The sequence below is a fragment of the Streptomyces sp. NBC_01012 genome (genome assembly GCF_045162755.1).
Taxonomy (GTDB): domain Bacteria; phylum Actinomycetota; class Actinomycetes; order Streptomycetales; family Streptomycetaceae; genus Streptomyces.
Map to the genome: position 1 here is coordinate 3,991,001 of NZ_CP108688.1, position 26,428 is coordinate 4,017,428.

A 26,428-nucleotide genomic window follows, 5' to 3' on the forward strand; every position below is an offset into this window, starting at 1 on the left:
TCCCTCGGGCCGTGGCCACGGCGATACAGTCCGGCCAGTGGCGGATCGGGGACCAGGGGAGGGCCGACCATGCTGGAGATCGTGGCGCTGAGCGCGCTGACCGCATTCCTCACGGCGGTGGGCGACGGCGCGGCCGGCGAGATGGGCAAGCGACTGCTGTTGTCGACCGGCGCGCTGGCGAGAAGGACCACAGGGCGGGAGACGCCGCTGCCGGCGACCAGGGAGGACTGGGAGGCGCTCGCCGGCCATGTGCACGCCCGCCTGGGCGACGACAGGCGGCAGGCGGGCGAGTGGGCGACGCTCCTGCGGAGCCTTCCGGAGAGCGCGACGGACCCCGCTCCCGGAGTCGGACTTCCGCCCGCCTCCCGGCACTTCACCGACCGCAAGGATGTCGTCAAGCGGCTGAGGCGGGAGGCGACCCGCCCGGCCGCGGGACGGCCACGCGTCGCGCTGCTCCACGGCGCTCCGGGGATCGGCACCACAGCGGTGGCGCTCCACCTGGGTGCCGCCTGCCACGACCTGTTCCCCGACGGACAGTTCTACGTCGACCTCCGCGAGGACTCCGGCGAACTCGGCCCGGCTCCGGCCGCCGTGCTGCTGCGCCTGCTCCGGCGGATGGGCGTCGCGCCCGACCGGATCCCGCCGACCGAGGCGGGCCGCGAGGAGCTCTACCGGCGGCTCACCCGAGGCCGCCGTGCGTTGGTGGTGATCGACCATGTGTCCTCGGTGGCGCAGGTCCGCCGCCTCGTCCCCGCCACGCCGGAGGTCTTCCTGCTGGTGGTCGTGTCCGGCCCGCCCGTCCTGCTGGAGTCGGAGGCCGTCGCCGTGCCCCCGCTGCCGCGGCGGGACTCGCTGGAGATGATGAGGAAGGTCGCGGGCCGGGAGACCGTCACCCGGGCCAAGGCGCAGATCCCGCAGGCGCTGGCCCACTGCGCGGGCAACGCCTTCGCGCTGAGGGCCACGGCGCTGCGGCTGCTGGCCGACGAGGAGGAGCCGGCCCACCCCGACCCGGGCGCGGAGGCACCGGAGAGCCATCCGGTACGTGCCGTGGCCCGGACCGCGTGTGACCGCGTCCAGGCGGCGACGGCGCGGCTCTGCCGGCTGACGGCGCTCGGCGGCTGGCCGTCCGTATCCGCCCCTCTCGCATCGGCTGCCGCAGGCGTCACCGAGGACGAGGCCGCGCGCATGCTGGCCGAAGCCGCCGATGCCCAGCTGCTGGAGCCCCTTCCCGACGACCGCTACCGGTTCCGGCCCGAGGTCCGCCGGTATCTGGCGGACACGGCGGGCCCCGAGCTGGGGATCCCCGAATGCTCAGCGGCGGTCGCCAGGACGCTCGACGGCCTGCTGAACCGCGCACTGCACGCGGCGCACGCCGCCCTGCCCCAGAGCTGGCGGACCGAACCGGCGCCCGACCAGGGGCAGACGTACCGCGACGAGGCGGAGGGCGTGGCCGCGCTGGTGGCCGATGCGGGCAACCTGGTGCGGGCCGTGTCCGTCGCCCGGGAGTACCAGCACATCGACACCGCGCTGCGCCTGGCACGTGCCCTCTGGCCCCTTCAGCTCAAGGCGGGCCACTGGGACGAGGTGCTGCCCGCGCTCCGTGTCGCTGCCCGCTGCGCCGACGAGCACCGGCCGGGGTCCAGGATCGCGGGCGCACTGCACTTCCAGCTGGGGCACTGCCTGGGCGAGATCGGCCTCGGGGAGGAGGCGGACAGGGAGGCGGCCGCGGCCGCGAACGCCGAGCGCGAGGCCGGCCATCTGCGTGGCGAGGCCTCATCCGTGGAACTGCGGGGGCTGCTGAGCCTGCACCGTTGGCTGTACGAACCGGCGTACGAGCGCTTCGTCGAGGCGGAGCGCATCTACGGCCGCATCGCCGCGGGCCAGGAGGGCTTCGACGACCTGCCGCGCGCCTACGCCCTGTCCCGGCGTCACCAGGGGCGGGCCCTGCGCGGCATGGGCCGGCTCGACACGGCGCAGCGCCTGCTGGAGGACGTGACGGGCTTCTTCGACGAGCGGGGCGAGGCGTACAACCAGGCCCGCGCGCTCACGGACCTGGCCGAGACGCTGCACGACGCGGGCCGGAACCCCGAGGCGCTGAGGCGGATCGCGGAGGCCGAACGCCTGCTCACCCCTGCCGCGACCCCGCACCTCGGGTATCTCGCCGCTCTACGGCTGCGCTGCGAGGTCGCCGGATAGCGCCGGGACCACCGCCACCGGATGCACGCCACCTGCGGTGCGCGTCCGGAGCGTGACCCCTGAGGCGGGCACCCGGCCGCCGGCACGCAGCCACGCCGCCAGGCACGAGGCGTACGCCGCCGGGTCCGCGTCCGCTCCCGGCTCTGCCGACAGCCGGAACACACCGTGCTGCCGGGTGCGGACGGTGCATGTGTCCGGCCCGGTCACATACGCGGCGACCGCACAGTGCGGATAGCGGTGCAGCACCTCCGCGCTCCACACCGCCGGCCCGCCCAGGCGCGGATCGTCCTCCCGGCCCTCCTGCACGATCACATCGGCGGACTCCAGGCTGCCCGGGTCCAAGGTGTCTTCGTGCACGGAGAGGTGCGCGGCGCCCCCGGTGCCGTACGGGTGCTCCGTGGAGCGTTCGATCACGATCTCCATCCCCTGGACGCGGGTGCGCACATGCAGCGGGGCCGTATGCCGCGGGGGAGCGTAGGCCGGCAGGGGCAGAGGCTCCAGGAGGGCGGCCGACGCGGGCTCAGGGAGGTCCATCAGCGTGTAGAAGCACTGCCGCAGCAGCGCCGCCGAAGCGCCCGGGGCCGAGGTGGTGAACTCGGCGGGCCCGGCGAGGGGACGGTGGTCGGCCAGGGCCCGCTCCACCTGCTCCCGCAGCGGGCCGTGCGGGTCGAGCCGGGGCGCGTCCCGCACGAAGGAGGCCAGCGGGGCCTCGGGATCCAGCCTGTCCCGCACGGCGGACGCCAGCATCACGGGCAGGCCCAGGGCCGCGGCGTAGTAGGAGACCGCGCCGAAGTCCCCCAGGACGAGGTCGGCGGCCAGCAGCGCCTGCCGCCAGGCATGCACGGGATCGATCAGGATCAGCCCGCTGCGCCGCGCCCGGTCCAGCCACGCACGGATCTGCCCCGGCCCGTGCCCGTACCAGATGTTGGGGTGCAGGACGGCTGCGAACCGGTAGTCGTCGGCGGGCAGTTCGGCGGGGAGACGGGGGAGCAGGCTGGGCAGGACGTCGTCCTGGTCACCGCTGTTGCCGAAGAAACCCTCCGGGTTCCAGGTGGAGTTGAGGACGACGAGCCGCTGGCCACGGCGTACGCCCAGGGCGCGACGGAACCGTTCACGATGGCGACGCGCGGCCAGCATGCGGTCGAAGCAGGGATCCCCGGCGAGCACCGCGGCCTTCTCGGCCTCGGGGCACGCGCGGCGCAGGCGTTCGAGCTGCTCCGGGTGGGACAGCACGAGCGCGTCCACGAAGGGTTCGCCATCGGCCAGCAGCCACTCCGGCGAAAGGCCGAAGGTCGGCTCCCGGCTCCCGGCTCCCGGCTCCCGGCTCCCGGCTCCCGGCTCCCGGCTCCCGGCTCCCGGCTCCCGGCTCCCGGCTCCCGGCTCCCGGCTCCCGGCGTGGCTAGCTTCTTAGTGTATCCAACACCATGAGACAGAACAACCAATTTGCCCTGGATCATGTTGAGTTGACCCCCGAAGCTGGCCGACACCGCAAGGTCGACCGGCAATTCCCTGGCCTGACTCCAAGGGAGTACGGGCAGCTCCAGCTCGGCGAACAGCTTGCCGAGTCCCGCGCTGAAGGCGGACGACCCGGTCGAGGTCACGAGCAGCTGTACGCGGAAGTCGTCGTGGAACAGCGGCAGAACATCCAGCAGCCGTCCGGCGGAGGTGACGTTGTGCGCCACCAGCAGCACCCTGCGGCGGGTCGACCTGCTGGTCCACAGGTGGGAGTCCTCCCCGACCGGCACCCGTATCGCCGGGGGATCGACTGCCCCCACGTGCCACCTCCCGCCGATCGCGCGGCCTCCCCGCTGTTCCGCGGGTCACCCTAACCGGGCCGGCGCCGAACGGGCCGGTGGGATGCCGGGCGGGGCATCCCACGGGCCCGTCAGGAGGTGCGGTCAGCCGGCCGCGTGGCCCACCCTGGCGAACGGCTCGGTGAAGACGTCGTAGTCCTCCTTCTCCGCCGAGGTGGAGGTGTCCGCGCTGTACGGATCGGTCGCGTTGTCGAGCACCGCCGGGTCCTGGGGGAGCGAGCCGATGGCGGACTGGCCGAACGTCGAGATGAGCATGACGCCCAGGCCCTGGCTCTCCAGGGTGTCCTGGGTGATTCCCAGCGCCTCCAGCGGGATGCCGATCTCGTACGTCGTGTCCTGCTCGGGGTCGTGGTCCTCCGTGAGGAGGTCCTCGTACAGGTCCTCGTCCTCCAGGTCGGCGGGTACGTAACCCGCGTTGCCCGTGTCGTTGATGCCGATCACCTCGGGAGCGACCAGGCCGTCGGCGTAGGCGTAGGTGATGCCGCCCTCCTCGAAGGGGAGATTGTTGGCCGGTTCGTGGTCGAAGGCGCCGTCGGTGTTCAGGCTGAACAGCGCGGGCTGCCCCACGCCCGGCTTGCTGGAGAACATGGCCAGATGGTCGACCTCGGCGTTGTCGAACGAGTCGCGTATGCCCCAGACGCCTTCAGGGGCGTCGGCCTCGACGATTCCGTCGCTGCCCGTCGCCGGGTCCACGTCCAGGGCGATGGAGAGGGGGATGTCGCCGTTGTACGGCTTGCCGTTGTCGCTTGTCGGATATCCCTGGGCGGGGTCGGACACGTCCGTGACATTGGTGAACTGCCACATCAGGTAGAGGTTTTGTTCGTCCCAGGCGGCGGAGAGCGAGTACAGGTCGTAGACCGGTCCCTCGTGGCTGCCGCGGAAGATCCGCGGATCGTCGTTGGCCACGCCCTGGGCGACGATCAGGTCGTCCGTCCACTCGGTGGCGTCGCCGTCGACGGTGATGGCCGTGGCCGCTCCGACCTGGCCGTCCGGGTTGGTCGCGTAGTACGAGCTCGGGGCCGCCGAGGCCGTCGCCGCGGGGTCCACGGCGCTCGCGTGCCCCGGGGCGAGGACGGCGGCGCCGAGGCAGCCCGCCGCGAGGGCCAGTGCGGCGGTGCGGGGGCGGACCCGGGTGTTCCGGTGCGGTGTTGCGGGCGTACGCATGAGGATGAGTCCTTCCTGCTGCGCAGTGCCGTCGAGGAACGCGCCATCCCTGAGCGAGACCTGCGTAAGAAGCGGTTATTCCTTTGCGGGTGCTGCGATACCGCTCGGAGCCTGCCGCTCTCGACGTGTACGCGTCAAGAGTTCTGCAAGAGTTTTCAACTCTTTGCGCAATGCCCGGTGTTCGTGGTCGCGCATGCGGAACGGCCCGCCCGGCCGGGAATCACCCCTGCCGGACGGGCCGTCGATGTGAGCGGTGGAGCTACGTTCGGAAGAACGCCCTGCTGGTCAGTTGGTCCAGACGACCGGGCTGTCGCTGTACGCGTCGCCCTCGTCGAACGACGCAGCGGTGACGGGGTCGGTCTTCGTCGCGGTGAGCGAGCAGGTCTCGTACGACGCGCCCTTGGTGGTGAAGTCGCGGGGCGCGGTCTCGTTCTTGCACTTGTCCGGGAGGCCGCCGATCAGGACGATGCCCGTGCTGCTGCCGCCCTCCAGCACGCCGTCCAGCTTCAGTGACGCGTACGACAGGTCGGTGCCGCCGACGTTCTCCACCTTCATCTTGATGTAGTACGGCGTCATGCCCTTGGCCTTGTCGCCGAAGGCCTCCATGTCGGACTCGGCGCCCTTCTCGATCGCCGTGACCGTCACGGCGATGGTGCCCTTCTTCTTGCTCGTGTACTCGAACGGCAGGACGGCCTTGTCGCCGACCTTGAGTTCGGTGCCCGGAGCGGTGACGTCGCCGTCGACAGGTGTGCCGCCGTCGTCGCCGCTGTCCGGGCTCTCGCTGGTCGGCTCGGACGAGGTCGACGCGGAGGCCGAGGCCGTCGGTGAGGCCTTCGCGTCCGCCTCGTCGTCGCCGCTGTCGCAGGCCGAGAGCCCGAGCCCCATCGTGGCTGCCAGAGCAGCCGCGAACACGATACGTCCCTTGTGTGCCACAATTTCCCCACTGGATCATAAGAACTGCCCGAGACGGGCAGTTCGAACGTTCAATTGCTTCAAGAGCTGGCCACTGCACAGCCGGTACACAGCTTGACATGCTCGCAGCGGCCCGCCGACGGTAACGCGTTGCTGAGGCACACAGTGACACATCCTCGCGGCGGTCTCGCCCCCGCCTTTCCGGCGGCCACTGTAACGGCCGTCCGCCCGTAACCGGCCCGGCAGGGCGGCGGTGCACGTCCTGGGAGGGCCGGGCTGTCGCGGTACTCCTGCGTTTGTCGTCGGCCTCCTGCGGGTTCGTCCGAGATCGGTAACAGAGGCACCTGGTCAGGGCGTTCGTGTGGCTTGATGGGGGCACGGCATCGGCGTAGGCGGCAAAGGGGTGGGCGGACATGGCACGGCACAAGGGAAGGGGATTGCACACCAAGCTTCTCGCGGCGGGTCTCGGGGTGACGGCGCTGGCCGCCGCCACCTCGGTGTGGACCGCGCAGGCCGACTCCTCCGGAGGACGCCCGCAGGCGAGTGCCACGGCGCAGCAGGTCCGGAAGGTGGCGGTGGACATCGCGCACGCCTCGGACAAGGGCGACCGTGGAGTCAACATCACCATCGACGACGGGCCCGACCCGGTCTGGACGCCGAAGGTGCTGCAAGTGCTGAAGGACAACGGTGTGAAGGCCACCTTCTGCATGGTGGGCCCGCAGGCCAAGGCGCACCCCGACCTGGTCAAGCAGGTCGTGGCGGCCGGACACCGGCTGTGCGACCACACGATCTCGCACGACACCGCCATGGACGGCAAGTCCGAGGCGTACCAGTCCCAGCAGATCCTGGACGCCGAACGCATGATCACCGAGGCCTCCGGAGGCGTCCGGCCGCAGTACTACCGTGCCCCCGGTGGTGCGTTCACCCCGTACAGCCGGAAGCTCGCCGCGTCCCACGGGATGCGGCCGCTGGGCTGGAACGTCGATTCCAAGGACTTCGAGCTTCCCGGCGTGGACACCATGGTCGCCACCGTCAAGAGCGAGATCTCCAACGGCCCGACCGTCCTCTTCCACGACGCGGGAGGGGACCGCTCCCAGACCGTGGCCGCTCTGCGCGAGGTGCTGCCCTGGCTGAAGGAGCAGGGCTACTCCTTCGGCTTCCCCGTGCGGTGAGCGCGGGTCAGTCCTCCTTCCCGTCGAGGAGCGCGCGCAGCCGCGCGACGTTGGCCCCGATGTCGCCGCCCCGGTAGAGGTCACTGCCGATGCTGGCCGTGAAGGCGCCGGCCGCCAGCCAGTCGACGGCGTTGTCCACCGTCACCCCGCCGGTAGCCATGATGCGTGCGCCGGGGAGTACGGCCAGCAGTGACGTGAGGTACTGGATCCCGCCGATGTGCGCGGGGAAGAGCTTGGCCACTCCGCGGTTCGCCGAGGTACGCAGCTCGGAGGGTGTCAGTCCCCCTTCGACGAAGAGCCGGTCCGCGGCGTCGGCGACGGGCCGCACATCGGGCACCTGGAACGGGCTGACCAGGAAGCGGGCTCCGGCGGTCAGCGCCTGCTCGGCGATGTCCGTCGATGTGACGGTCCCGAGGCCGACCACGGCCTCCGGGTGGTCGGAGGTCCACCCGGCGACCAGCTCCTGCCAGCCCGGTGTGGTGGCGGTGAACTCGAAGGTGGTGAGGCCCGCGGCCAGGAGCTGACGGGCGAGCGCGTCGGCGGCGTCCGCGTCGCCGGCCCGCACCGTCGGCACGACGCGGGCCTCCCGCAGATGCTCGACGACCTCGTGCACGGCGGGAGTCGATGAGGTGGGCACAGGCAGGGACATACGGATCCGTTTCAGGCGGGGGCGGCGATGGCTGCGAGGGCGTCGACGACATCGGGGCCGTCCGCGCCACGGGCCCGGATGATGATCTCGTCGCCGCACCGGATGTTGAGGGTCATCAGCGACAGGACACTGCGCGCGGACACCTCCCGGCCGGGGTCGGGCGTGGGTCCGGCAGCAGCCGCGGTACGCGCCACGGTCACCTCGGCCTCGTACCGCGCTGCGGTCTGCGCGAAGAGCGCTGCGGGGCGGGCGTGCAGTCCGGCTTTCTCGGTCACGACGAGTCGGCGTTCTACGGTAGAAATGTCCTGCTCCTTGAGGTCGTACATGTTCATGAGCACTCGGTGGGGCGCGGGGCGGGCTTCAGGCGCGGCCGAGTATCGAGGTGAACCGGTGCACCAACTGCTCCTCCTCCTCCTCGGTGAGGGGGCGGGGGTCGACGGCCAGGCGGCCGGTGCCGGCCTGGTGGTCACGCAGGAAGACCGGGGGTTCGCCCGCCGCCAGCTCACGCGCGAGTCCCTGTGCGTCAAGTCCCGCTCCGGAGGGGTCGACGGTCAGCACGGCACGGTGGATGTGGCGTCCTGCCTCGTCCTGTTCCACCGTCCCGGTGATGCCGGGCAGGCTCCCGAGCCGGTGGGCGAGCCGGGTCATCCGGTCCAGTCCACCGTCGCCGTCCTGCTCGCTGCCGTACTGCCGCAGGGCTTGCAGCAGTCCGAGCACGGTCTCCTTGCCGACCTTCATCGGCCGGGCGATGCCTTCGTACTGGGCGCGGCACGACTCGATCAGCGCGTGAGCGCCGCAGACGATCCCGGAGGTCGGTCCGCCGATCGCCTTGCCCCCGCTGTAGACCACCAGGTCGGCGCCGGTGGCCGGCCAGTGGCGCAGGTCGTCCTCGGCCGCGGCGTCGACGATGACCGGGATGCCGTGCCGCTTTCCGATCGCGATCATCTCGCCGAGGGGAATCTGTCCCTTGTGCACGGTGTGGTGCGACTGGACGAACAGCAGCGCCGCGGTGCGCTCGGTGATGGAGCCTTCCAGATGGGCGGCGCTCACCTTGTTCACCGAACCGACCTCGGTCGCGCGACCGCCGCCGAGCGCGATCATCTGGCGTACCGACGCTCCGAAGTTGACGGAGTGCCCCTTCAGCAGCAGCACTTCGGACGGGCGTCCCCCCGCGTCGGGCAGCATCCCGACCCGGACCGGGTCCGAGCCCGCGATCACCGCGGCGACGGCTATGGCGATGCCCGAAGCGGCTCCCGTGGTGGGGCAGCCGTCCTCCGCGCCGGTGGCCTCCGCGATGACCTTGCCCGCGACGCGCAGCAGGTCCTCCATGACCACATGGCTGCGGGCGGCTTCGCCCATCGCCGCCACGACGGCGTCGTCCAAGACGCTGCCGCCCAGCGCGGTCATCTTGCCGCTGGCGTTGATGGCGGGCCGTAGCCCGAGTTCCTCGTACACACCCATGGGAGGGTTCTCCTCGTGTCTCACGTCTCGCGTGTGTCGTGGTGTCCCGCCGTGCGGGATGTCGTGGTGACGGGGCAGGGCGAAGGGGGCAGGCCGTAGGGGGCGGATCACTTGCCCGGGAGCGGGAAGAAGATCCCGGCGGCCATCGCGCCGAGGATGGCGCCGCCGGTCAGTGGCTTCTTCCACCAGTAGAAGAGGATGGCGCCGATGGTCGATCCGAGACCGACGGGGATCGAAGCGGACGCGGCGGCGAGAATGACGAGGGGACCCAGATAGCGTCCGGCCGCGTTGCCCGCGCCCATCATCACGTCGGCGCCGAAGGTCGATCCGGCCTCCGCCGAGTTGACGGTGGCCCTGCGGATCAGCAGGACCAGCCAGCCGATGCCCAGGCCGATGACGGCACCGGTCGGCAGGGCGACCCAGAAGTGTTCGAGCGGCGCGGTGACCCCGCCGGCCAGCAGCATGGCGGGGATGCCGATGCCGACGCCGGTCTGTAGCGAGCCGCCGATGTCGAGGATGCCGACCATCGGGGCCTCGATGATCCTGGCGAAGAGGAACCCCGCGCCGAAGGCCGCGGCGGCGCCGTAACTTCCGTTCTCCATGCCGCCCTTGAGGAGCGCGACCACCGCGACCTCGTTGAACACACCGGTCTGGTACGTGTAGTAGAGGTGGGTCCCGGCGAAGATGCCGGATGCGAGGGCGGCGACGAAGAGGGGAAAGGCCTTCTCGGAGAGCCAGAATCCGCCTTCCCATGGCTTGGGGTGCCGGCCTTTCCCGCCGGCCCCGGTGGCGTCGTCGACGCCGATGTCCGTGGTGCTCATGTCATTGCCTCCGTCACTGTCCGGCTGTGCCGGTCGTCTCGTGCAGGTCGTGCAGCCAGCCGGGAACGGTGATCTTCATTTCCTGGAGCAGCTGCATGTCGACGCCCCGCAGGAAGGAACTGACCAGGAAGAGCAGGACGACCGCGGTGACCAGGCTCTTGGTGACGCGGTTCCAGCCCATGTCGTCCAGCCCCTTGCCGACGACGATGCCGAGCACGATGCCGGGGACGGCGTTGCCCATCACGATGTGGGCGAGGCCGCCGAGGACCGTGCCCCATCCCCCGGTACGCCGGCCCGCGTCGATCGCGGCCATCCAGAAGATGACCGGCATCACCGGGCTGAGCAGCCACTCGGACGCGGGTCCGAGCACATCGGCGGCGACGCTCTGCAACGAGTGCGGAATGGCCGCCGCTGTGGTGTTGAGTACGGAGATCAGGACGATGCCGACGCCGGCGCCGGTGAAGGCCATGCGGCGCGGGTTGTGCAGCGTCTCGGCGAGGTTGCGGTTCTTGATCATGGAGACCGAGGCCGCCCAGTGCGGCAGGATCCGGTGGTCCACGTCACCGGAGAGCGCACCCGCTCCGACGGTGCTGGCCCAGGCGTTGAAGAAGAAGCCGAACCCGAAGGAGAAGTGCGCGATCGGGTCGTTCTCGCAGGCGTTGAGCTCGCCGAGGGTACGGAATGCGCCCATGCCCTGGGCTTTGGGGGCGTGGAACATGCGGGCGACGCCGGCGCCGGCGCCGAAGCCGACGAGCGCCCCGATGACGATCGACTCCAGCAGAACGGTGAGTGTTTCGTTCATGGATGGGTCCACTTCAGAGGGACGTGGGAGTCCTCGAATGAGGGTTTGAGGCATGGCGAGGCCTCGGCGCGGCGGGATCGCGGTCCGAGAGTGGCGGAGCGGACCGTGATCCCGCCGCGCCGACGCGGCCGGGGGAGAGAGAAGAGGAGGAGAGAGAAGAGGGGGAGAGGGGAGGAGCGGGGTGGCTTACCTCATCTGCAGCAGGTGCTGCGTGGCGGTCAGCTTTTCCTCACGTACGGCGAAGTCGACGCTGTCGAGGTCGAGCGAGGTGATACGCACCCGCACCCGTACGGTGATCTCGAAGTGGACCCGCGTCCTGGCGAACAGGATGCCGAGGAAGCGCTCGGTCCTGCGGTGTTCGGCGGCCGACAGCACATCGAGGGACAGGGGCTCGACCCGGAAGGTGACACCGCTGCCCTCACCGGTCGCCGCGGACTGCACCTGGCGCATCGCGGCGCCGAAGGCCCGCTCCTTCGTGGGCCCGGTACCCGTCAGCCGCAGCGTCTGTTCCACGGTGTTCATGAGGCTTCGCCCTTCTCGGGATCGAGCTCGCGCAGCAGCGCCTGTGCGATTTTGAAGCCGAGCTCCTCGGTGTCGATGAAGCCGAATCCGAGGACCCTCTTGCCCTGCTGGACAGCGGTGACGCCGGCTTCCGCGGTGCGCATGCCGAATTCGATGCTGTGCCCGTACTTCGCCTTGGCGGTCACCGCACCGGCGCCGCCGCTGCCGCAGAAGCTGAGGCCGAGCACAGCACCCTCCGATGCCATGACGTCACCGACCTTCATGTCGGCGCCTGGCCCCGGTATCAGTACCGGTTCGAGTCCGGCCTTCCGAATACCTTCGGCGACGGCCTGGCCCTTGCCGAGCCGATTGCCGATGACGATCTTCACAGTGTCTGACATGGTGTTCTTTCCTGTCTGCTAGGCGGTTGGCCGCTGTCCGCGTGCGTTCAGACGCTACGACCGGGCTCCGGCACGTCTTCTTGGAGGGCCGCTTCGAAGTGCAGCGTGAGGAGCAGCACCTCGGTGTCGCTGACGGTGTGTGCGCGGCCGGCGCAGTAGGCGTCGAGCAACTCCCTGACCCCCGCGAACAGTTCAGCGCCGACCTCGTCGTAGAGGGCCCGGTCGAGCTCCGGCGGGTACTCGTGGGCGCGTACCCGCCGTACGAAGGCGAGGCCATGCGCCGCCAGGGCCAGCCGCCGGACGTCGTTCAGCACGATGCCCCGGTCGTTCGCGTAGTGGCCGGCGACGGTGAGGAACGCCTCCGCGTCGGCTGCGTCGAGTGCGGAGATGTGCGTGTCCTCGGCCAGCAGCGCGAGGAGCCGGCGCGGATGGGCGGAGTCCAAGGGGGTGCCGGTCATGCCGCGGCCTTTCGGGTGTCGTGGACGACGCCGGCCCGTACCACGGAGGCCGGTGCGAGCAGCGACTCGGACGTACGTGTCCTGCCTTCGGCGTCCACGAGGCCGACAGTGCCTTCGACCCGGTCCAGGAGGGTGAGGTCCGCGACCGAGCCGGCCGTGAGGTCTCCCAGTTCGCCGGCGAGGCCGATGGACTCGGCCGCGGCCGAAGTGGTGGCTCGTACCGCCTCGTTGAGCGTGAGGCCCACGGTGAGCAGTTTGGTCATGGTGGTGGTGAGGCTGTGGACCGGGCCCGCGGCGTTCTCCCGGTGGATGTCGGTGCTGATGGTGTGCGGCCTGATGCCGGCCGCGAGTGCGCGTTCCATGGTTTCGAAGGCGAAGCTGGCACTACCGTGTCCGACATCGAAGTGGACTCCGCGTCCCAGCGCCGCGAACGCCTGTGGAATGGGCTCATCGGCGGCTGCCGGGAAGAGCCCGCCGGGCTTTCCGTGGAAGGCGTGGGTGACGATGTCGCCCGCTTCGAGCAGGTCGAGCACATCGCCGAGCGCGGGGGGAGCGTTGCCGACATGCACCATGACGGGGAAGACCCGGCCCGTGTTCGCGGCGATCTCGGCGGTGACCCGCTTGGCCGCGCGCAGTGGCTCCAGGCCGTTGTCGCCCAGGACCGAGCGGCTCATCCGCACCTTCACGCCGCGGATGGTCCCCGGGTTGTCGAGGATCGTGCGCACCGTCGCGGCATGCCGGATGTCATCGCTCCCGGCGAGCTCCCTGGTGCCCTGGGTCAGGCCGTGGCGCGAAATGTTCAGCCAGCTCAGGACGCGGGTGGCGCTGTTCGCGACCACGGTCTCGCGGAAGTGGGCGAAGGAGTCGGACCCGGCGCTGCCGGCGTCCACGAGGGTGGTGACGCCCGAGGCGAGACCGACCGCGTCGGCCCCCGTGCCCAGGCCGGTCCGGCCGTCGTAGATGTGGGTGTGGAGGTCGATGAGTCCCGGTGCGACCAGCAGTCCCCCGGCATCGAGGAAGCGGGCACAGCGGGAGTCGGCGCTGCCCGGGGGCACAACGGCCGCGATGCGTCCGTCGCGTACGGCGACATCGCCGCCGACGGGCTCGGACTGCTGGGGATCGACCAGGAGGCCACCACCGATCACCAGGTCGTACGGCTCGGGCTCATCGTCGGATGCGGACATGAACAACCACCTTGCACTTGGCACGTGAGGGCCCGTCGAGTGGCCGGGCACCCCTCACCCGCATTCCGTACGATAGATTGTCGTTCCGGAGGGCGGACCCGAGTGACGTTAGCTGAGAGGCAACCGGAGAAACAATGGATACCGACGAGGCAGTTTCCGGGACACGTGTCGCGGGGGGAGCCGGCAACTCCGTAGCCAAGACGCTGCGCGTGCTGGACGCGCTCGCACATCCGGACGCGCCGCATCGGCTCGGAGAGATCGGCGAGCGCTCGGGCGTCTCCAAGGCGAGCGCCCATCGAATCCTCGGCACACTGATCGAGGAGGGCTACGCCACATCGGAGGGCGAAGGCCGCTACGGCATCGGCATCCGGCTACAGGCGATGGCCGCGCGCGTGCTGTCCGAGGACTCCGTCGGCATCGGGGCGGTGCTGCGCACCCTGCAGCAACGGCTGGGCCAGACCGTTCACCTCGCGGTCCTCAACGGTGACCACGCGATCTACACGCACAAGGTCGACCCCGACCGTGCCTACCGCATCACGACCGAGGTCGGCACACGGCTCCCCCTGCACGGGACCGCGGCAGGCCTGGCCCTGCTGTCCCGTCTGCCGGAGCAGGAATCCGCGGCTCTGCTGGACGCCACGGCACTGACCGCTCTGACGGCGCGGACGGTGACCGACCGGCGCACGCTGGAGAAGAGGCTGATGTCGGCACGCGCCGACGGCTACGCGACCGACTACGAAGAGCACGAGCACTCGATCTGCTCGCTCGCGGCTCCGGTGCTCGACGCGGAGGGGTACCCGGTGGGCGCCGTCTCCGTCTCCGCGCTCACCTTCCTGATAGGCCCCGAGGAGCTGCGGGCCTTCGCCCCCGAGGTGCAGCAGGCCGCATCCGACGTGGCGAAACGCCTCTGACGAGCCGCCCGGGAGGCTCCGGGTGCCGGGGCCCCGGACGGAGCGGGACCCTGCGGATCCACACCCCGGCAGGGTGAGGCGGGGACCCGCCGAGGTGCGCATACTCGGTGCCATGGACGACAAGCACGGGCGACTCGCCGACTTCCTCCAGGCCCGCCGGGGCCAGTTGCGGCCCGAGGACGTCGGACTGCGGACCTACGATGAGCGGCGCCGCGTACCGGGGCTGCGGCGGGAGGAGCTCGCGATGCTCGCGGGCATCAGCGCCCCCTACTACGCCCGCCTGGAGCAGGGCCAGTCACGCAACGCCTCCCCCGAGGTGCTCGACGCCATCGCCGGCGCCCTGCGGCTGGACGACTCCGAGCGCGCCCATCTGCACGCCCTGGCCCGTGCGCCGAGAAGGGGCGGACCCGCGGGCAGACCGCAGGCGGAACACCTGCCCGAGGCGACCGGCGTCCTGCTGGCGGCCATCGAGAGCACACCGGCGATCGTCCTGGGCCGCCGCAGCGATGTCCTGGGCTGGAACGGCCAAGGTCACGCGCTGTTCGCCGGGCATCTCGACCGTGGCGGGCCCGAAGACCCGGGCCGGCGGCCGAACATGGCGAGGCTGGTGTTCCTCGACGCGCACACCCGCGACCTGTACGCGGACTGGCCGGCCAAGGCCAGGGCCGTGGTGGGCAACCTGCGTCTGACCGCCGGCCGGTATCCGAACGATCCGCTGCTGGCCGCTCTGATCGGCGAACTGAGCATGAAGAGCCCGGAGTTCGCCAGGATGTGGGCCGATCACCGGATCCAGGCCTGTGACACCGCCGACTACGAGATGCGCCACCCTCTGGTCGGGACGCTGACCGTCACCCAGCAGACGCTCCAGAGCCCGCAGGGCGACGGCCCGGCGCTGGTGGTGGCCACGGCGGCCCCCGGCTCCCCTTCCGCGACGGCACTGACGCTGCTCGCCCAGGCGCTCACGCCGGGGACCGTACCGGCCTACCCGCTGGCCCCGTTGGCCCGCTGACCTGCTGACTCACTGACACGAGCTGGTCCACCGGTCGTCGGCACGACAACCCCGAGCCGCCGCACCGTGGCCACCGCATGCCCGAAACCGAAACCGAAACCGAAGCCGAAACCGGGAAAGGAACGAACCAACCATGTCCAAGCGACCCCTCATGACCGCCGTCTCCGCCGTACTCATGGCAGCCGCATCCCTCACCGCCGCCGCACCGGCCGGCGCGACGCCCGCGCCCGGCAGGCCGCTGACCGACGCACGGATCGCCGTCCACTTCGACCTGGACGCAGGCCAGATGCCGGAGAACGTAGCCCTGCTGCCGGACGGTTCCGCAGACGTCACGTTCGCCGGAGCCCGTCAGGTGGCCAGGATCGACCGGCACGGGGCGATCCGCGTCCTGGCGACGCTCCCCGCACCCGCCGACGGCGAAGCCGGCGCGCCCGTCCTCGGCTTCCCCCTGACCACCGGCATCGTCCGTACCGCGGACGGCACGGTGTACGTGCTCTACGCGACCGGCACGGCCGACCTCACCGGGCTGTGGCGGGTGCGCCCCGGGCAGGCCCCGCGACGTATCGCCGCACTGCCGGCGGACGGCCTGCCCAACGGGCTGGCCATGGACGAGCGCGGCCGGCAGTTCTACATCACCGACTCGGTGCTCGGCACCGTGTGGACCGTGCCCCTCACCGGTGGAGCACCCACCGCATGGTCCACCGCGCCCGAACTCGCCTCGACCGGCTTCCTCGGAGCCAATGGCGCGAAGGTCCACGACGGAGCCCTCTGGGTGAGCAACCTCGACCGGGGGACCCTCCTGCGCATACCGCTCCTCCCCGGAAACCGCGCGGGAGAGCCGCAGGTCAAGGCATCCGGCCTGGTCGGTATCGACGACTTCACCTTCACCGGCCGGGGCGACCAGGTCATCGCCGCGCTCAACGGCCCCAACCAGGTGGTACGCATCCGCCCCGACGGCACCAGCGCCACGCTCCTCGACGCCGCCGACGGGCTCCAGGGCCCCACCTCTGTCGCCCTGCGCGGCGACGAGATGTATGTGTTCAGCGCCGCCTACACCTCCACCGACCCCAACCTGCTGCGTGCCCGCCTGCGCGGCCACCGCTGACAGCCGCATTTCAGCTTCAGGGCCGCTGTCCGGTGGGGTCGTCGTACTCCTCGTGCCGGGCGCGGACGAGGTGTTCACCCTGGCCGGGCCGGCCGCCGCGCCCGGCTGACCCGGCCGCCGGTCGGCGCGGCCCGGCCGGTCGGCGCAGTCCGGCGGTTCAGCGCAGTCCGGCGAAGAGATCGGTCTCGGGGACGGCCGCGCCGGTGGTGTCCTTGACGCGTACGAAGGTCTCCAGGCCCATGAACTCGGCGAACCTCTCCTTGCCCATCCTGAGGAAGAAGATGTTCTCGCCCTGACTCGCGTGCGCGGCCAGCGCGTCGAACTTCTGACCGCTGAACGGGGTGGTGTCCACCCAGGTGGTGACCTCGTCGTCGGGGAGGCCGATCTCGGCCATCGCGGCGGCCTCTGCGGGATCCGGCTCCGGCATGTCCTCGTGGAACTCGCGCATGGTCTCGCCGAACCGCTGCATCATCGAGCGGGGCATCGTCGTCCAGTACACCTTCGGTGTCAGCTCGGTCATTTCCAGCGCCGCCATCGTGATGCGGTGGGCCTGGATGTGGTCGGGGTGTCCGTAGAAGCCGTTCTCGTCGTAGGTCACGACCACATCGGGCCGGTAGTGCCGCATGAGTTCCGCGAGCCGGGCGGCGCCCTCCTCCACGGGGGTCCGCCAGAAGGATCCGGGGGCGTCGTTGCTCGGCCAGCCCGTCATCCCGGAGTCGGCGTAGTCCAGCATCTCCAGATCGCTGATCTTCAGTACGTCACAGCTCGCCTCGAGTTCCTGGCGGCGCATCGAGGCGACGGCTGCCGGATCGTGGCCGGGCTCGCCTGGCTTGACACCCCCCGGCCCGTCACCACAGCCGCCGTCGGTACAGGTCACGAGCACCGTGCGGATGCCTTCCGCCGCGTACTGCGCGAGGACCCCTCCGGTTCCGGTGGCCTCGTCGTCGGGGTGGGCGTGCACTGCCATGAGCGTCAAGGGTCGGTCGGTCATGAAAACAGTCCTCCTGCTGAAAATTACGTCGTGGTCCGAGCGCGCGCCGGTCCATCGGGTGCAACCTTTTCGGCCGTGCCGGGTGTTCCCGGCACGGCCGCTCGGCTTTTCGGGCGTGGGCGGTCACACGCGCGAACGAGGAGCAGGTCCGGCCTGTACGTATCGGAGTCCATTCGGTCGAAATCTGTTCACATTCCACTCGGCGACCGACTCGGCTGCCCAAAAGTTCGCGCCCCCGTCCTCCAGCTCGGCGCTCTCCATCTCCGCGTTCTCCTGCTGCCTCAACATGGCCTTGACGGGGGCTGGTTGACCATTCTCGTGGTAGAATTCAGTGAATTCACAGAGCGTCGCAAAAAAGGGGAATGGCGTGAATACCGAGAAGGTTACGGCTCGACGTCTTACGGTCGAAGAGGTTTCGGGTCTTGGTCTCCAGGACGGAATCTTTGTGTCGGCAGAGATGGATGGCCTTCCTCTCGACTGCTACGCCCCGGCTTTCCTCACGAAGCCGGGTAAGGATTTCGAGGGAGGGTCCTTCGTCGCGAGGACGGCCTTCGGTCGGGAGATCCATGTCCTCCCGGGCAATGACGAGGAGCGCGGCATCTGGGTTGCGGACAAGACGGGGGAGGAGATCGAGGTTCTTCAGAGTGCCGGCGTCCTCCTGAACCTCGCCCTCTTCGTCCCCAACGGGACCAAGGAGTCTCTCGATTCGCTCTACGCCGCCGCGCGGGACGCCTTCGGCGCGGGGATCGTTCAGCGCTGGAGCGAGGAAGTCGCCGAGGTGCCGGATGTCAAGGTCGACCTGTTCGAGGAGCCGGCCCGGGGGCGGAAGAGCAACAGCCAGAACCGCGATCGTCGGGCCCTGGACATCTACCCGACCCGGGTGCGGTTCCTGGAGCCCAGTGATGGCTGGAAGTTCGTGGTCGAGCCGCACAAGGAGGTCGTCGATGACACACCGACGATCTGACCCGATGGCAGGTCAGTCCCGTTAGTCCCGGCATTTCGCAAGAGCCCGTCAGTTCCGCTGACGGGCTCTTCTCCTTTTTCATCGGTACGCGGGGGCGCCCGGGCGGCGCCTCATGTACCCGGTCGGCGCAGGATGTGCATGAACTGCTCCGCGAGCTGTTCCGTGTCGATGCCGTCCGCGCTGCGCCCGGACAGAATGTGGAAAAAGGGCGGGCCGATCAGAAGCGCGGTTGCCTGTTCGAGCGAGAGCGTGGTGCCGCTCGATTTGCGGGCCGCCTCCACGACCTCGGCGGCGCTTTCCCCGAGGATGTCGCGAGAGGCGAGCAATGCGGCGACATCCGTGTCGTGCTGGGCCTCCCCCATGAGGGCGCGATAGGCCGCGCCTGCGTCGGAGCGGGACAGGAAAGCGACCAGGGCGTCGAGATACGCCTCGACGTCCTTGCGCGGATCGTCGCTGCCGGGCACGGACAGTTCGAGCCGGGCGTCGATGGCGCTGGCCTCGTAGAGGACCTCCGCCTTGTTCGACCACCAGCGGTACACGGTCTGCCGGCCCACGCCCGCCCGCTCGGCGATGCCCTTCATGGTCATGGCCGCGTACCCGACCTCGACGAGCAGGTCGTCGACGGCGTGCAGCACGGCGACGCGTGCGCTTTCACTGCGGGGCCGTCCGCGGCCGCTTCCATCCACCATGCTGCCACTGTATACGAGGCATGGTGTCTCGTATGTGTTAGCTTTGCGGTGCACGGTGACTCGTAAATGAGTGTCCGGCCGTGCTTCGTGTGCAAGCGCACCGCGCTTCGCGCACAAGCGACCGCGGAGGAGGAATCGAGAGCTATGGCTCCCACGGTGGAAGGCACCCTGCGCCCGGTGCGGCGCTCGGGCCTGCGGGGCTGGGGCCCGCGGAGGCGCTCGGGCGAGGTGCGGAGCTCGGGCGCGGTGCTGGTCTGCGTGAGTGTGTGCACGGCCCTGGTCGTCGGATTCGTCGCGGCGATCAACCTGGCAGTGCCGCAGCTGGCCGCGAGTTCACTGCGACCGAGTTCGTCGAGCCTGCTGTGGATCGTCGACGCCTATGTCGTGATCTTCGCCTGCCTGGTCATCCCCGCAGGCGCGGCCGGCGACAAGTTGGGCCGCAAGGGCGTCCTCATGGCGGGGCTCGGTGTATTCGCGTGCGGCGCCATGGTGTCGGCCGTGGCGCCGCACGTGGCGATCATGCTGATCGGGCGCGCCCTCACGGGCCTCGGTGCCGCCTGCGTCCTGCCCAACTGCGTCGGCATCCTCCTGCACGCCACGGCCCCCGAGCGGCGCCCTCACGCACTGGCCGTCTGGGCCGCGGCCTCAGGCATCGGCGGCGTCGTCGGCAACGTCGGAGGCGGTGCTGTGCTGAGCGCGGGCTCCTGGCGCGCGCTGTTCGTGGCGGTCGCCCTGCTCGCTGCCTGCTGCCTGGCGTGGGCGGCACGGTCCGCGCCACGCAGCGCCCGGCACGAGCGCACCCTCGACCTGCCCGGCACCCTGTTGTTCGTGGCAGCGGTCGTGGCACTGCTGATCGGAATCATCGAAGGTCCCGAACAGGGCTGGGGCAGCGCGACCGTCCTCATCGCCTTCGCCTGCACCGTCCTGCTGAGCCTGTGCTGGGTGCGTGTGGAGTTGCGCGTTCCTCACCCCATGCTCGACCCGCGACTGTTCCGTGACCCGGCACTCAGCAGCGCAAGCCTCGGCATGACCCTCACGTTCTTCGGGAGCTTCGGGCTCTTCTACGTCAACGCCTCACTCCTGCAGTACGGGCGTGGCTTCTCCGTCCTGCAAGCAGGGCTAGGGATCATCCCGCTGACCGTCCCGCTCCTGTTGGGCACCCGCTACGTTCCCGGGCTCATCCATCGCATCGGCATTCCTGCGACACTTTCCACCGCTTTCGGACTCACCGGCGGGGGCCTGCTCGCTCTCTCGTACGCCTCGACCATGGCCTACCCCGTGTACGCGGCCGGTCTGTTCGTCATCGGGCTCGGCATCATGCTGGCCGCGCCCTGTCTGACCGCTCAGATCGCTTCGGCCCTGCCCGTGGAGAGGGCGGGCATCGCCGGAGGCCTGCAGTCCGCGACCCGCGAACTGGGCAGCGCCCTGGGGGTCGCCGTCGTGGGGACCGTTCTCACGGCCGGGTTCACCCGCCACCTGCCCGCCGACCTGAGCCGGCACGCACCGCTCCCGCGCACGGTGCAGGAGGCGCTCACTCTGGCCCCGGAGAACCACGCCGCCGTCACCGAAGCGTTCACCGGCGGCGCCGACACCGCGCTGCGCGCCGCGGCCCTCGTCGTACTCCTGGCCGGAGGCCTCGTCGTCGCCGGCACCCGGCGCACTCGCAGGCCGGGTTCACCGGCTTCGGGGACCACCACCTGACCCGGTCACCCGATCCCCCCATCCCATCCTCATCCCCATCATCCACACGCCCCTTCGGGGCGAAGGAGGTCACGCTCATGCGGGCATTTGTCACCGGAGCAACAGGCTGGATCGGATCCGCCGTTGTCGACGAACTCATCTCGGCGGGCCACCAGGTCATCGGCCTGGCCCGATCCGACCTGGCCGAGCAGGCTCTCACCGCCAAGGGCATCGGAGTCCTCCGAGGTGACCTGGACGATCTCGACTCGCTGCGCCGGGGTGCCGACCAGGCGGACGCGGTCATCCACATGGCCAACAAGCACGACTGGGGCAACCCCGCCGAGTCCGACCGCTCCGAACGCGCCTCGATTCGCACCCTCGGCGACGCCCTGGCAGGAACGGACCGCCCGTTCGTCGTCGCCGCGCCCCTCTCCGGCCTTGTCGAGGGCCGGCCTGCCACGGAGGCCGACGTCTCTCCGGCCGTCGGCCCGGACTCCAACCGGGGCGGCAGCGAGAACCTCGCCCTGGACTACGTGGCCCAGGGAGTGAGGACGGTGATCGCCCGGTTCGCACCGAGCGTTCACGGCCGCGGCGACTGGGGGTTCGTCAACTTCCTCACCGAGGCCGCCCGTAAACAGCAGGTCTCCGGCTACGTCGGCGACGGCTCCGCGGCCTGGTCGGCGGTGCACCGCGGAGACGCGGCCCGTCTCGTCCGCCTCGGCATGGAGCAGGCACCCGCGGGAACGCGCCTGCACGTCGTCGCCGAGGAGGCCGTGACCACCAGGGCGATCGCCGAAGCGATCGGCCGCAGCCTCGGCCTGCCGACCGTGTCCGTCGCTCCGCAGGACGCCGGATCCCACTTCGGCATCGTCGGCGGCTTCTTCGCCTCCACCATGACCGCGTCAAGCGACGCCACCAGGCAGCTCCTCTCCTGGGTGCCCACCGGGCCGTCCCTGCTCGCGGAAATCGACGCGGGCGCCTACACGGGCTGACGGTGAGGCCCCCGAAGCACACGGAGGCGGAGACCCACGAGGGACAACGTCTCCGCTTCCCACCTCACCCCCACCCCCTCCCCACCACCATCAACAACTGAAGGAAGTCACACCGTGACCACGCACCCCTGCACTCTCGCGGAACCACGTGTCGCCGCAGCCCTGACCCGTATGTTCGAGGCCGCCGACCACGACGACGAGACCGCGGCACGCCGGCCTGCTCTACAGGCCCACGACCGGGCGACGCTGACGGCGCAGGAGTACGCCGATGTCGCGGCGGAGATCTATATGCCGATCTCCGCCGCCGGCGGCAAACTCCTCTACAACCTCGTGCGCGCCACGAAGCCATCCGTCGTCGTCGAGTTCGGCACCTCGTACGGCATTTCCACCCTGCACCTGGCCGCCGCCGTTCGTGACAACGGCACAGGCAGGGTCATCACCACGGAGATGAACGGGACGAAGGCCGCCGCCGCCCGCGACACGTTCGCCGCCACCGGCCTCGACGACGTGATCACCGTGCTGGAGGGCAACGCCCTGGAGACGCTCGCCGAACTGCGGCAGCCGGTCGACTTCCTGTTCCTTGACGGCTGGAAGGACCTCTGCCTGCCCGTCCTGCAACTCCTGGAGCCGCACATCGCCCCCGGCACCCTCGTCGTCGCCGACGACGTGAACCTCTCGAGTCTCGGCCCCTACCTCGACCACGTACGCGACACCGCCAACGGCTACCACAGCGTCACATTTCCCGTCGAGGACGGCCTGGAAATCAGCTGCCGCCTCTGACCCGACAGCCGCCGGCCGCCGGAGCAACCCTGACAGGGGGCCCGGCGGCAGCTGGTCGGTCTCGACGAGCTCTATGGCGGGGAGGCCCCACAGGCCCCCACAGGCGCCCTCGACGGCTGGAGACGTGGCCACCACCGTCGAGGGCTTGTCGTGACCGCTGTTACGTCACGCCCGGAACGGGATCCCTATCATGATGTAGTCGGTCGGCTTGTTGATCTTCGGGGATGCCGATGCGACGACGGTCTTCACGGATGAGGCTGTTGCCTCCGCCTTCGGAGATGCCGTTGCGACACCCGTCGTCAGCCCTGTGGCCAAGGCGATCGAGCAGACGAGGGTGGCCACCTTTTTGCGCACGTGCGAGGTTCCTTCCATGTGGAACGACATCGAGGGCCGGAAACCGCCAGGATCGACTGGAAGCACTGATTCGCGTTCGCAACCTCACGAGGGAATCCGGCTCAGTCATCATACGTTGCGAAGGGGGCTCCTGATGCACCGTCACATGGGCCTTGGATTTCGTTCAGGCGGCGGCCGATTCTACGCGCATCATTATCGTTCCGATGCTGAACCAAGTTGAATGCTTGGCGCAGAGTCGTGCGCGCCTCGTCGACATCACCCGCCGCGAGTCGTATCTCCGCCAGCAGGGCCCTGGCTGCGGCCTCCTCGTCGGCGTCATGTGTGCGAGCGGCGACAGCCACCGCCGCTCGCAGTCGGTCCGTCGCGACGGTCAGGTGGCCGTCGGTGAAGTCCGCGCGCCCGAGGCGGCGCAGGGCCTGGGCCTCGTGGTGAGCTGCTCCTATGTCCTGCGCGATCTTCAGTGCTTCGAGGAGATGCCGACGCGATTTCTCGACCCTGCCCAGCCGCCAGTACGCCTCACCGATCCCGACCAGGGTCTCGGCCTGGCTCTTCCGGTCGCGCAGCGATCGAAATACTGCGAGTGCCTCATCCAGGATGGTCAGGGCTGCTGAAAGCTCGCCCGATTCGGTGAGGACTTCGGCCAGATTTCTACGTGCGGTCGCGAGGTCGTATCGGCTTCCGTCGACTTCGAGAAACGACAGGGATTCCTCGAATGAATGGCGGGCAGACATCAATTTTCCCGCCTGCATCTGCAATTTTCCCACGTTGTTCAATGTCTGTGCAGATGCGATTTGATCGCCCGACTCCCGAAATCCGCTGAGGGCATCTTGGAAGTGTGCGAGTGCCCGCCTGTGCTCCCCGAGGAACAATAGGGTTATCGCAATGTTGTTCCGGCTGCGCGCCTTGTCCCAGATGTCGCCCGACAGTGACTTGATGGCTAACGATTTCTGGAGCAGAACGAGAGCCTTGCGATGCTCACCGAGATGCCAGTTCAGTGTTCCGAGGACTCTGAGTGCCTCGGCCTCGGCAGGTCCGTCGCCCAGCGTTCGCGCGAGCTCCAGCGCTCGCTCTCCCGTCACCGCCGCCTCCGAGTAGTTTCCGATGCTCGCGTCCGCCGCGCACAGATCGATCAGCGCCAGGCAGAGCGCTGGTGCATCGTCGTTTCCGTCCCAGTGGGCGATGGCATGCTCCAGGAGTGTCTTGACGTCCTGCCAGTAGCACTCCGCGTGCAGGAACCCCGTCAAGGCACGGGCGAGTCGGGCGGCCGTGCCGGGCGCACCGTTGCGCCGGGCGTGGCCCTCGACAGCCAGCAGGTTTACGCGTTCCGTGGCCAGCCAGGACCGCGCGGCGGCGGAGTCCCGCAGGGGCGGCAGGGGCGTCAGCGTGTGCGGAGCCGACGAGTCCACCCGTACGCGCCTGGGGTACGCCATCCGATCCGCGAGGTCGGCTGTCGTGGCGTAGAAGTCCGTGAGACGGGCGAGGGCCTGGCGTCCTTCTACCTCGCCGTCCTCCGACGAGGACAGGTCGTGGGCGTATTCGCGCAGCAGATCGTGGTAGCGGTAGCGGTCCGGTACGGGTTCTCGCAGAAGGTGGGCTGCCACCAGGCCTTCGAGCAGCCGCTCCGTCGTATCCCGCGGCAGACCCAGCAGGGCGGCTGCCGCGTCGGCGGTGAAGTCAGGTCCGGGGTGCAGCCCGAGGCAGCGGAAGGCCCTCTGCTGCTGCGTGGTGAGCGTCCGGTAGGAGAGGGCGAAGGCCCGCGCCATCTCCTGCTCCTGGCCCGCGCTGCGGATCTCCGTGAGCCGTCTGGGACTTCGGGCGAGGCGTTCGGCGAGGACGCTCAGCGTCCAGGACGTACGAGCCCGGAACCGGTGCGCCACCAGCTCGATCGCGAGGGGCAAATACCCGCACAGGCGCACGATCCGGGTGGTCTCGGCTATGTCGCGGGTGCGTTCCTCTCCCGCGAAGCCGCGGAAGAGCGTGATGGCATCGTCCTTGGGCAGGACGTCGAGCGGTACTGACACCGCCTGGGGGATACCGGTCAGATGCCGGCGGCTGGCGATGATCGTCAGGGACGGCGACCCGCTCGGCAGCAGTGGTCCGACCTGTTCGGGCCCTGTCGCGTCGTCCAGGACGATGACCACTCGGCGTTCGGCCAGCATGGTCCGCCACAGGGCTGTACGCCCTTCCAGCTCCGCCGGGATCGAGAAGGCCGACGCACCGAGCAGTCTCAGCAGTGTCGCCAGGGCCGCTCTCGCGGTGAGTGGTTCCTGGGTGGGTGAATGTCCACGTAGATCAATGTAGAGCTGGCCGTCCGGGTACCTCTCGGCGAGCAGGCGGGCGGTGGCGACGGCCAAGGCGGTCTTCCCCGAGCCCGCCATTCCGCTGATGGCTTCCACGGTGACGGCTGCTCCGCCGTGCGTGCCGCTTTCGCCCATCAGGGAGGTCAGGGCCCGCAACTCCGACCGGCGCCCCACGAGCGACGGATGATGGGGCAGATTCCGGCGTGGCGGCGGCACTTCGGTCGGCGTCGGCCCCACGAGTTCGGTCGCCTCGGGCGTCGACAGGGGCCGGGATCCGGCCGCGGCAGCGACGAGCGCACCGGACGCTCGCCTCGCACCGCCCCCGTGGGCCAGTTCACGCGCTGGTACCCGGGCCAGCACACCCTGGTGGATCAGGTTCAGCTCGGTACCGGGCAGCGCCCCGTACTCCGCCATCAGCGAGTGCCTGGCCCGCTGGTGGACCCGGAGCGCGTCCGCGTACCGTCCGCTGCCGTAGTAGGCGAGCATCAACTGCCCGAGCAATGTCTCGTCCCCGGGATACCGCTCGACCAGTGCCGCCAGCTCACCCACCTGTTCGGTGAAGCGCCCCAGTCTGAGTCCTGCCGCGATGCGTGACGTGCCGGCGCTCAGCCGGGTCTCCGCGAGTGTCCGCCGTACGGTCGCCGCCCATAGGCCCGGCAGGCCTGCCAGTGCCTCGCCCTGCCACAACTCCTCGGCCCGGGACAGAAGTTCCACGGTCCGTACATCGCTGTCGGTGGTGAACGCCGCATCGACGAAGTGCTGGAAGCGCTGCCGGTCCACGGAGTCACGCCGGGTCCGCAGGGTGTAGGTGTGGGCCCTGCCGACCACGGCGGGGGCGCCCGGCCCCGTACCGGCCTCCCGCAGCCGGCGGCGGATGCGTGAAATGTAGGTGTGTGCGTTCTCGCGGGCCCGTGCGGGAGGGTCACCGTCCCAGAGCCGGTCCATCAGCTCGCTGATCGCGACAGGGCGGCCCGCATCGAGAGCGAGCGCGGCCAGCAACACCCGTTCCTTGTCCGAGCCGAGCTTCAGCCAGTGCCCGTTCAGCCGCAGTCCCACCGGCCCGAGAATCTGGAATTCCACCAGCGCCCCCGCTGGTCCGTCGGATGGCTCACGAGCAT

25 protein-coding genes are annotated in these 26,428 nt (G+C 70.0%); 9 read left to right on the forward strand and 16 right to left on the reverse strand.

The genetic code is table 11. From position 1 onward, the window contains the following. Nucleotides 1-69: 69 nt before the first annotated feature. Complete coding sequence (locus OG623_RS18045) at nt 70-2,196, forward strand: ATP-binding protein (RefSeq protein ID WP_406147695.1); 2,127 nt, start codon at nt 70-72, stop codon at nt 2,194-2,196. Here the strand turns inward: OG623_RS18045 and OG623_RS18050 are convergent. The 3 genes from OG623_RS18050 to OG623_RS18060 form a co-directional block, all read right to left on the reverse strand. Then, nucleotides 2,167-3,441 (reverse strand): hypothetical protein, encoded by a 1,275-nt coding sequence (locus tag OG623_RS18050; protein ID WP_406147697.1) that lies wholly within the window; start codon nt 3,439-3,441, stop codon nt 2,167-2,169. The two genes, OG623_RS18045 and OG623_RS18050, sit on opposite strands and share 30 nt — an antisense overlap. Before the next feature lie 653 nt (nt 3,442-4,094). Next, nucleotides 4,095-5,174, reverse strand: coding sequence for a hypothetical protein (locus OG623_RS18055; protein ID WP_406147699.1), 1,080 nt, complete (start codon nt 5,172-5,174; stop codon nt 4,095-4,097). Between the two features lie 285 nt (nt 5,175-5,459). Then, nucleotides 5,460-6,107 carry a hypothetical protein gene (locus tag OG623_RS18060; protein WP_406147700.1) on the reverse strand — a complete coding sequence of 216 codons (648 nt, stop codon included), beginning with the start codon at nt 6,105-6,107 and terminating at the stop codon, nt 5,460-5,462. 392 nt (nt 6,108-6,499) lie between these two features. Here OG623_RS18060 and OG623_RS18065 point away from each other — a divergent pair, with 392 nt between their 5' ends. Then, the gene (locus OG623_RS18065) at nt 6,500-7,258 is read left to right on the forward strand and encodes a polysaccharide deacetylase family protein (protein WP_406147702.1); all 759 of its coding nucleotides are present in this window, start codon (nt 6,500-6,502) and stop codon (nt 7,256-7,258) included. A gap of 7 nt (nt 7,259-7,265) precedes the next feature. Here OG623_RS18065 and OG623_RS18070 read toward each other — a convergent pair whose 3' ends face one another. The 9 genes from OG623_RS18070 to OG623_RS18110 form a co-directional block, all read right to left on the reverse strand. Next, nucleotides 7,266-7,907, reverse strand: a complete 642-nt coding sequence (locus OG623_RS18070; protein WP_406147704.1) for a bifunctional 4-hydroxy-2-oxoglutarate aldolase/2-dehydro-3-deoxy-phosphogluconate aldolase — start codon at nt 7,905-7,907, stop codon at nt 7,266-7,268. Between the two features lie 11 nt (nt 7,908-7,918). Beyond that, nucleotides 7,919-8,239, reverse strand: a complete 321-nt coding sequence (locus tag OG623_RS18075) for an HPr family phosphocarrier protein (RefSeq protein ID WP_406147705.1) — start codon at nt 8,237-8,239, stop codon at nt 7,919-7,921. 28 nt (nt 8,240-8,267) lie between these two features. After that, nucleotides 8,268-9,368, reverse strand: a complete 1,101-nt coding sequence (locus OG623_RS18080) for a DgaE family pyridoxal phosphate-dependent ammonia lyase (RefSeq protein ID WP_406147707.1) — start codon at nt 9,366-9,368, stop codon at nt 8,268-8,270. A gap of 107 nt (nt 9,369-9,475) precedes the next feature. Beyond that, the gene (locus OG623_RS18085) at nt 9,476-10,189 is read right to left on the reverse strand and encodes a DUF4310 family protein (protein ID WP_406147709.1); all 714 of its coding nucleotides are present in this window, start codon (nt 10,187-10,189) and stop codon (nt 9,476-9,478) included. A 13-nt stretch (nt 10,190-10,202) separates the two neighbouring features. Further along, nucleotides 10,203-10,991, reverse strand: a complete 789-nt coding sequence (locus OG623_RS18090; RefSeq protein ID WP_406147710.1) for a DUF4311 domain-containing protein — start codon at nt 10,989-10,991, stop codon at nt 10,203-10,205. A gap of 186 nt (nt 10,992-11,177) precedes the next feature. Beyond that, nucleotides 11,178-11,513, reverse strand: a complete 336-nt coding sequence (locus tag OG623_RS18095) for a DUF4312 family protein (RefSeq protein ID WP_406147711.1) — start codon at nt 11,511-11,513, stop codon at nt 11,178-11,180. Further along, nucleotides 11,510-11,893, reverse strand: a complete 384-nt coding sequence (locus OG623_RS18100) for an SFCGS family glycine-rich protein (RefSeq protein ID WP_406147713.1) — start codon at nt 11,891-11,893, stop codon at nt 11,510-11,512. The genes OG623_RS18095 and OG623_RS18100 overlap by 4 nt, the downstream gene beginning before the upstream one ends. A gap of 47 nt (nt 11,894-11,940) precedes the next feature. Then, entirely contained in the window at nt 11,941-12,351 is a 411-nt protein-coding gene (locus tag OG623_RS18105) for a hypothetical protein (RefSeq protein WP_406147715.1), read from the reverse strand. Continuing rightward, nucleotides 12,348-13,535 carry an amidohydrolase/deacetylase family metallohydrolase gene (locus OG623_RS18110; protein ID WP_406147716.1) on the reverse strand — a complete coding sequence of 396 codons (1,188 nt, stop codon included), beginning with the start codon at nt 13,533-13,535 and terminating at the stop codon, nt 12,348-12,350. Before OG623_RS18110 ends, OG623_RS18105 begins: the two co-directional genes overlap by 4 nt. A 134-nt stretch (nt 13,536-13,669) precedes the next feature. Between OG623_RS18110 and OG623_RS18115 the strand changes: the two genes are divergently transcribed. The 3 genes from OG623_RS18115 (at nt 13,670) to OG623_RS18125 (ending at nt 16,560) form a co-directional block, all read left to right on the forward strand. Next, nucleotides 13,670-14,446 carry an IclR family transcriptional regulator gene (locus OG623_RS18115; RefSeq protein WP_406147718.1) on the forward strand — a complete coding sequence of 259 codons (777 nt, stop codon included), beginning with the start codon at nt 13,670-13,672 and terminating at the stop codon, nt 14,444-14,446. Nucleotides 14,447-14,558: 112 nt separating this feature from the next. After that, complete coding sequence (locus OG623_RS18120; protein WP_406147719.1) at nt 14,559-15,455, forward strand: helix-turn-helix domain-containing protein; 897 nt, start codon at nt 14,559-14,561, stop codon at nt 15,453-15,455. A gap of 133 nt (nt 15,456-15,588) precedes the next feature. Beyond that, the gene (locus OG623_RS18125) at nt 15,589-16,560 is read left to right on the forward strand and encodes a hypothetical protein (RefSeq protein ID WP_406147720.1); all 972 of its coding nucleotides are present in this window, start codon (nt 15,589-15,591) and stop codon (nt 16,558-16,560) included. 157 nt (nt 16,561-16,717) lie between these two features. Here OG623_RS18125 and OG623_RS18130 read toward each other — a convergent pair whose 3' ends face one another. Further along, nucleotides 16,718-17,551 (reverse strand): PIG-L family deacetylase, encoded by an 834-nt coding sequence (locus OG623_RS18130; protein ID WP_406147721.1) that lies wholly within the window; start codon nt 17,549-17,551, stop codon nt 16,718-16,720. 367 nt (nt 17,552-17,918) lie between these two features. Here OG623_RS18130 and OG623_RS18135 point away from each other — a divergent pair, with 367 nt between their 5' ends. Then, complete coding sequence (locus OG623_RS18135; protein WP_406147723.1) at nt 17,919-18,515, forward strand: hypothetical protein; 597 nt, start codon at nt 17,919-17,921, stop codon at nt 18,513-18,515. Nucleotides 18,516-18,625: 110 nt separating this feature from the next. On the opposite strand, the gene OG623_RS18140 is transcribed toward OG623_RS18135, so the two are convergent. Beyond that, nucleotides 18,626-19,204: a TetR/AcrR family transcriptional regulator gene (locus OG623_RS18140; protein ID WP_406147724.1), complete on the reverse strand. Its 579-nt coding sequence runs from the start codon at nt 19,202-19,204 to the stop codon at nt 18,626-18,628. A 144-nt stretch (nt 19,205-19,348) separates the two neighbouring features. Here OG623_RS18140 and OG623_RS18145 point away from each other — a divergent pair, with 144 nt between their 5' ends. The 3 genes from OG623_RS18145 to OG623_RS18155 all read left to right on the forward strand — a co-directional run bounded on the left by OG623_RS18145 (nt 19,349) and on the right by OG623_RS18155 (nt 22,656). Beyond that, the gene (locus OG623_RS18145) at nt 19,349-20,905 is read left to right on the forward strand and encodes an MFS transporter (protein ID WP_406147726.1); all 1,557 of its coding nucleotides are present in this window, start codon (nt 19,349-19,351) and stop codon (nt 20,903-20,905) included. A 77-nt stretch (nt 20,906-20,982) separates the two neighbouring features. Then, a complete protein-coding gene (locus OG623_RS18150; RefSeq protein ID WP_406147728.1) occupies nt 20,983-21,876 on the forward strand; it encodes an SDR family oxidoreductase in 894 nt (297 codons plus the stop codon). 114 nt (nt 21,877-21,990) lie between these two features. After that, nucleotides 21,991-22,656, forward strand: a complete 666-nt coding sequence (locus tag OG623_RS18155; protein ID WP_406147729.1) for an O-methyltransferase — start codon at nt 21,991-21,993, stop codon at nt 22,654-22,656. 165 nt (nt 22,657-22,821) lie between these two features. Here the strand turns inward: OG623_RS18155 and OG623_RS18160 are convergent, their stop codons facing one another. After that, nucleotides 22,822-23,010, reverse strand: a complete 189-nt coding sequence (locus tag OG623_RS18160) for a hypothetical protein (protein WP_406147730.1) — start codon at nt 23,008-23,010, stop codon at nt 22,822-22,824. Between the two features lie 101 nt (nt 23,011-23,111). After that, entirely contained in the window at nt 23,112-26,390 is a 3,279-nt protein-coding gene (locus OG623_RS18165; RefSeq protein WP_406147732.1) for an AfsR/SARP family transcriptional regulator, read from the reverse strand. Nucleotides 26,391-26,428: the final 38 nt, after the last annotated feature.

Excerpts from the sequence above, each read along its gene's own strand:
- OG623_RS18095 (WP_406147711.1), bottom strand. The coding sequence starts at position 11,513 with ATGAACACCGTGGAACAGACGCTGCGGCTGACGGGTACCGGGCCCACG.
- OG623_RS18130 (WP_406147721.1), bottom strand. The coding sequence starts at position 17,551 with ATGACCGACCGACCCTTGACGCTCATGGCAGTGCACGCCCACCCCGAC.
- OG623_RS18100 (WP_406147713.1), bottom strand. The coding sequence starts at position 11,893 with ATGTCAGACACTGTGAAGATCGTCATCGGCAATCGGCTCGGCAAGGGC.
- OG623_RS18140 (WP_406147724.1), bottom strand. The coding sequence starts at position 19,204 with ATGGTGGATGGAAGCGGCCGCGGACGGCCCCGCAGTGAAAGCGCACGC.
- OG623_RS18080 (WP_406147707.1), bottom strand. The coding sequence starts at position 9,368 with ATGGGTGTGTACGAGGAACTCGGGCTACGGCCCGCCATCAACGCCAGC.
- OG623_RS18110 (WP_406147716.1), bottom strand. The coding sequence starts at position 13,535 with ATGTCCGCATCCGACGATGAGCCCGAGCCGTACGACCTGGTGATCGGT.
- OG623_RS18105 (WP_406147715.1), bottom strand. The coding sequence starts at position 12,351 with ATGACCGGCACCCCCTTGGACTCCGCCCATCCGCGCCGGCTCCTCGCG.
- OG623_RS18085 (WP_406147709.1), bottom strand. The coding sequence starts at position 10,189 with ATGAGCACCACGGACATCGGCGTCGACGACGCCACCGGGGCCGGCGGG.
- OG623_RS18150 (WP_406147728.1), top strand. The coding sequence starts at position 20,983 with ATGCGGGCATTTGTCACCGGAGCAACAGGCTGGATCGGATCCGCCGTT.
- OG623_RS18075 (WP_406147705.1), bottom strand. The coding sequence starts at position 8,239 with ATGAACATGTACGACCTCAAGGAGCAGGACATTTCTACCGTAGAACGC.
- OG623_RS18125 (WP_406147720.1), top strand. The coding sequence starts at position 15,589 with ATGTCCAAGCGACCCCTCATGACCGCCGTCTCCGCCGTACTCATGGCA.
- OG623_RS18120 (WP_406147719.1), top strand. The coding sequence starts at position 14,559 with ATGGACGACAAGCACGGGCGACTCGCCGACTTCCTCCAGGCCCGCCGG.
- OG623_RS18070 (WP_406147704.1), bottom strand. The coding sequence starts at position 7,907 with ATGTCCCTGCCTGTGCCCACCTCATCGACTCCCGCCGTGCACGAGGTC.
- OG623_RS18055 (WP_406147699.1), bottom strand. The coding sequence starts at position 5,174 with ATGCGTACGCCCGCAACACCGCACCGGAACACCCGGGTCCGCCCCCGC.
- OG623_RS18045 (WP_406147695.1), top strand. The coding sequence starts at position 70 with ATGCTGGAGATCGTGGCGCTGAGCGCGCTGACCGCATTCCTCACGGCG.
- OG623_RS18145 (WP_406147726.1), top strand. The coding sequence starts at position 19,349 with ATGGCTCCCACGGTGGAAGGCACCCTGCGCCCGGTGCGGCGCTCGGGC.
- OG623_RS18065 (WP_406147702.1), top strand. The coding sequence starts at position 6,500 with ATGGCACGGCACAAGGGAAGGGGATTGCACACCAAGCTTCTCGCGGCG.
- OG623_RS18115 (WP_406147718.1), top strand. The coding sequence starts at position 13,670 with ATGGATACCGACGAGGCAGTTTCCGGGACACGTGTCGCGGGGGGAGCC.
- OG623_RS18090 (WP_406147710.1), bottom strand. The coding sequence starts at position 10,991 with ATGAACGAAACACTCACCGTTCTGCTGGAGTCGATCGTCATCGGGGCG.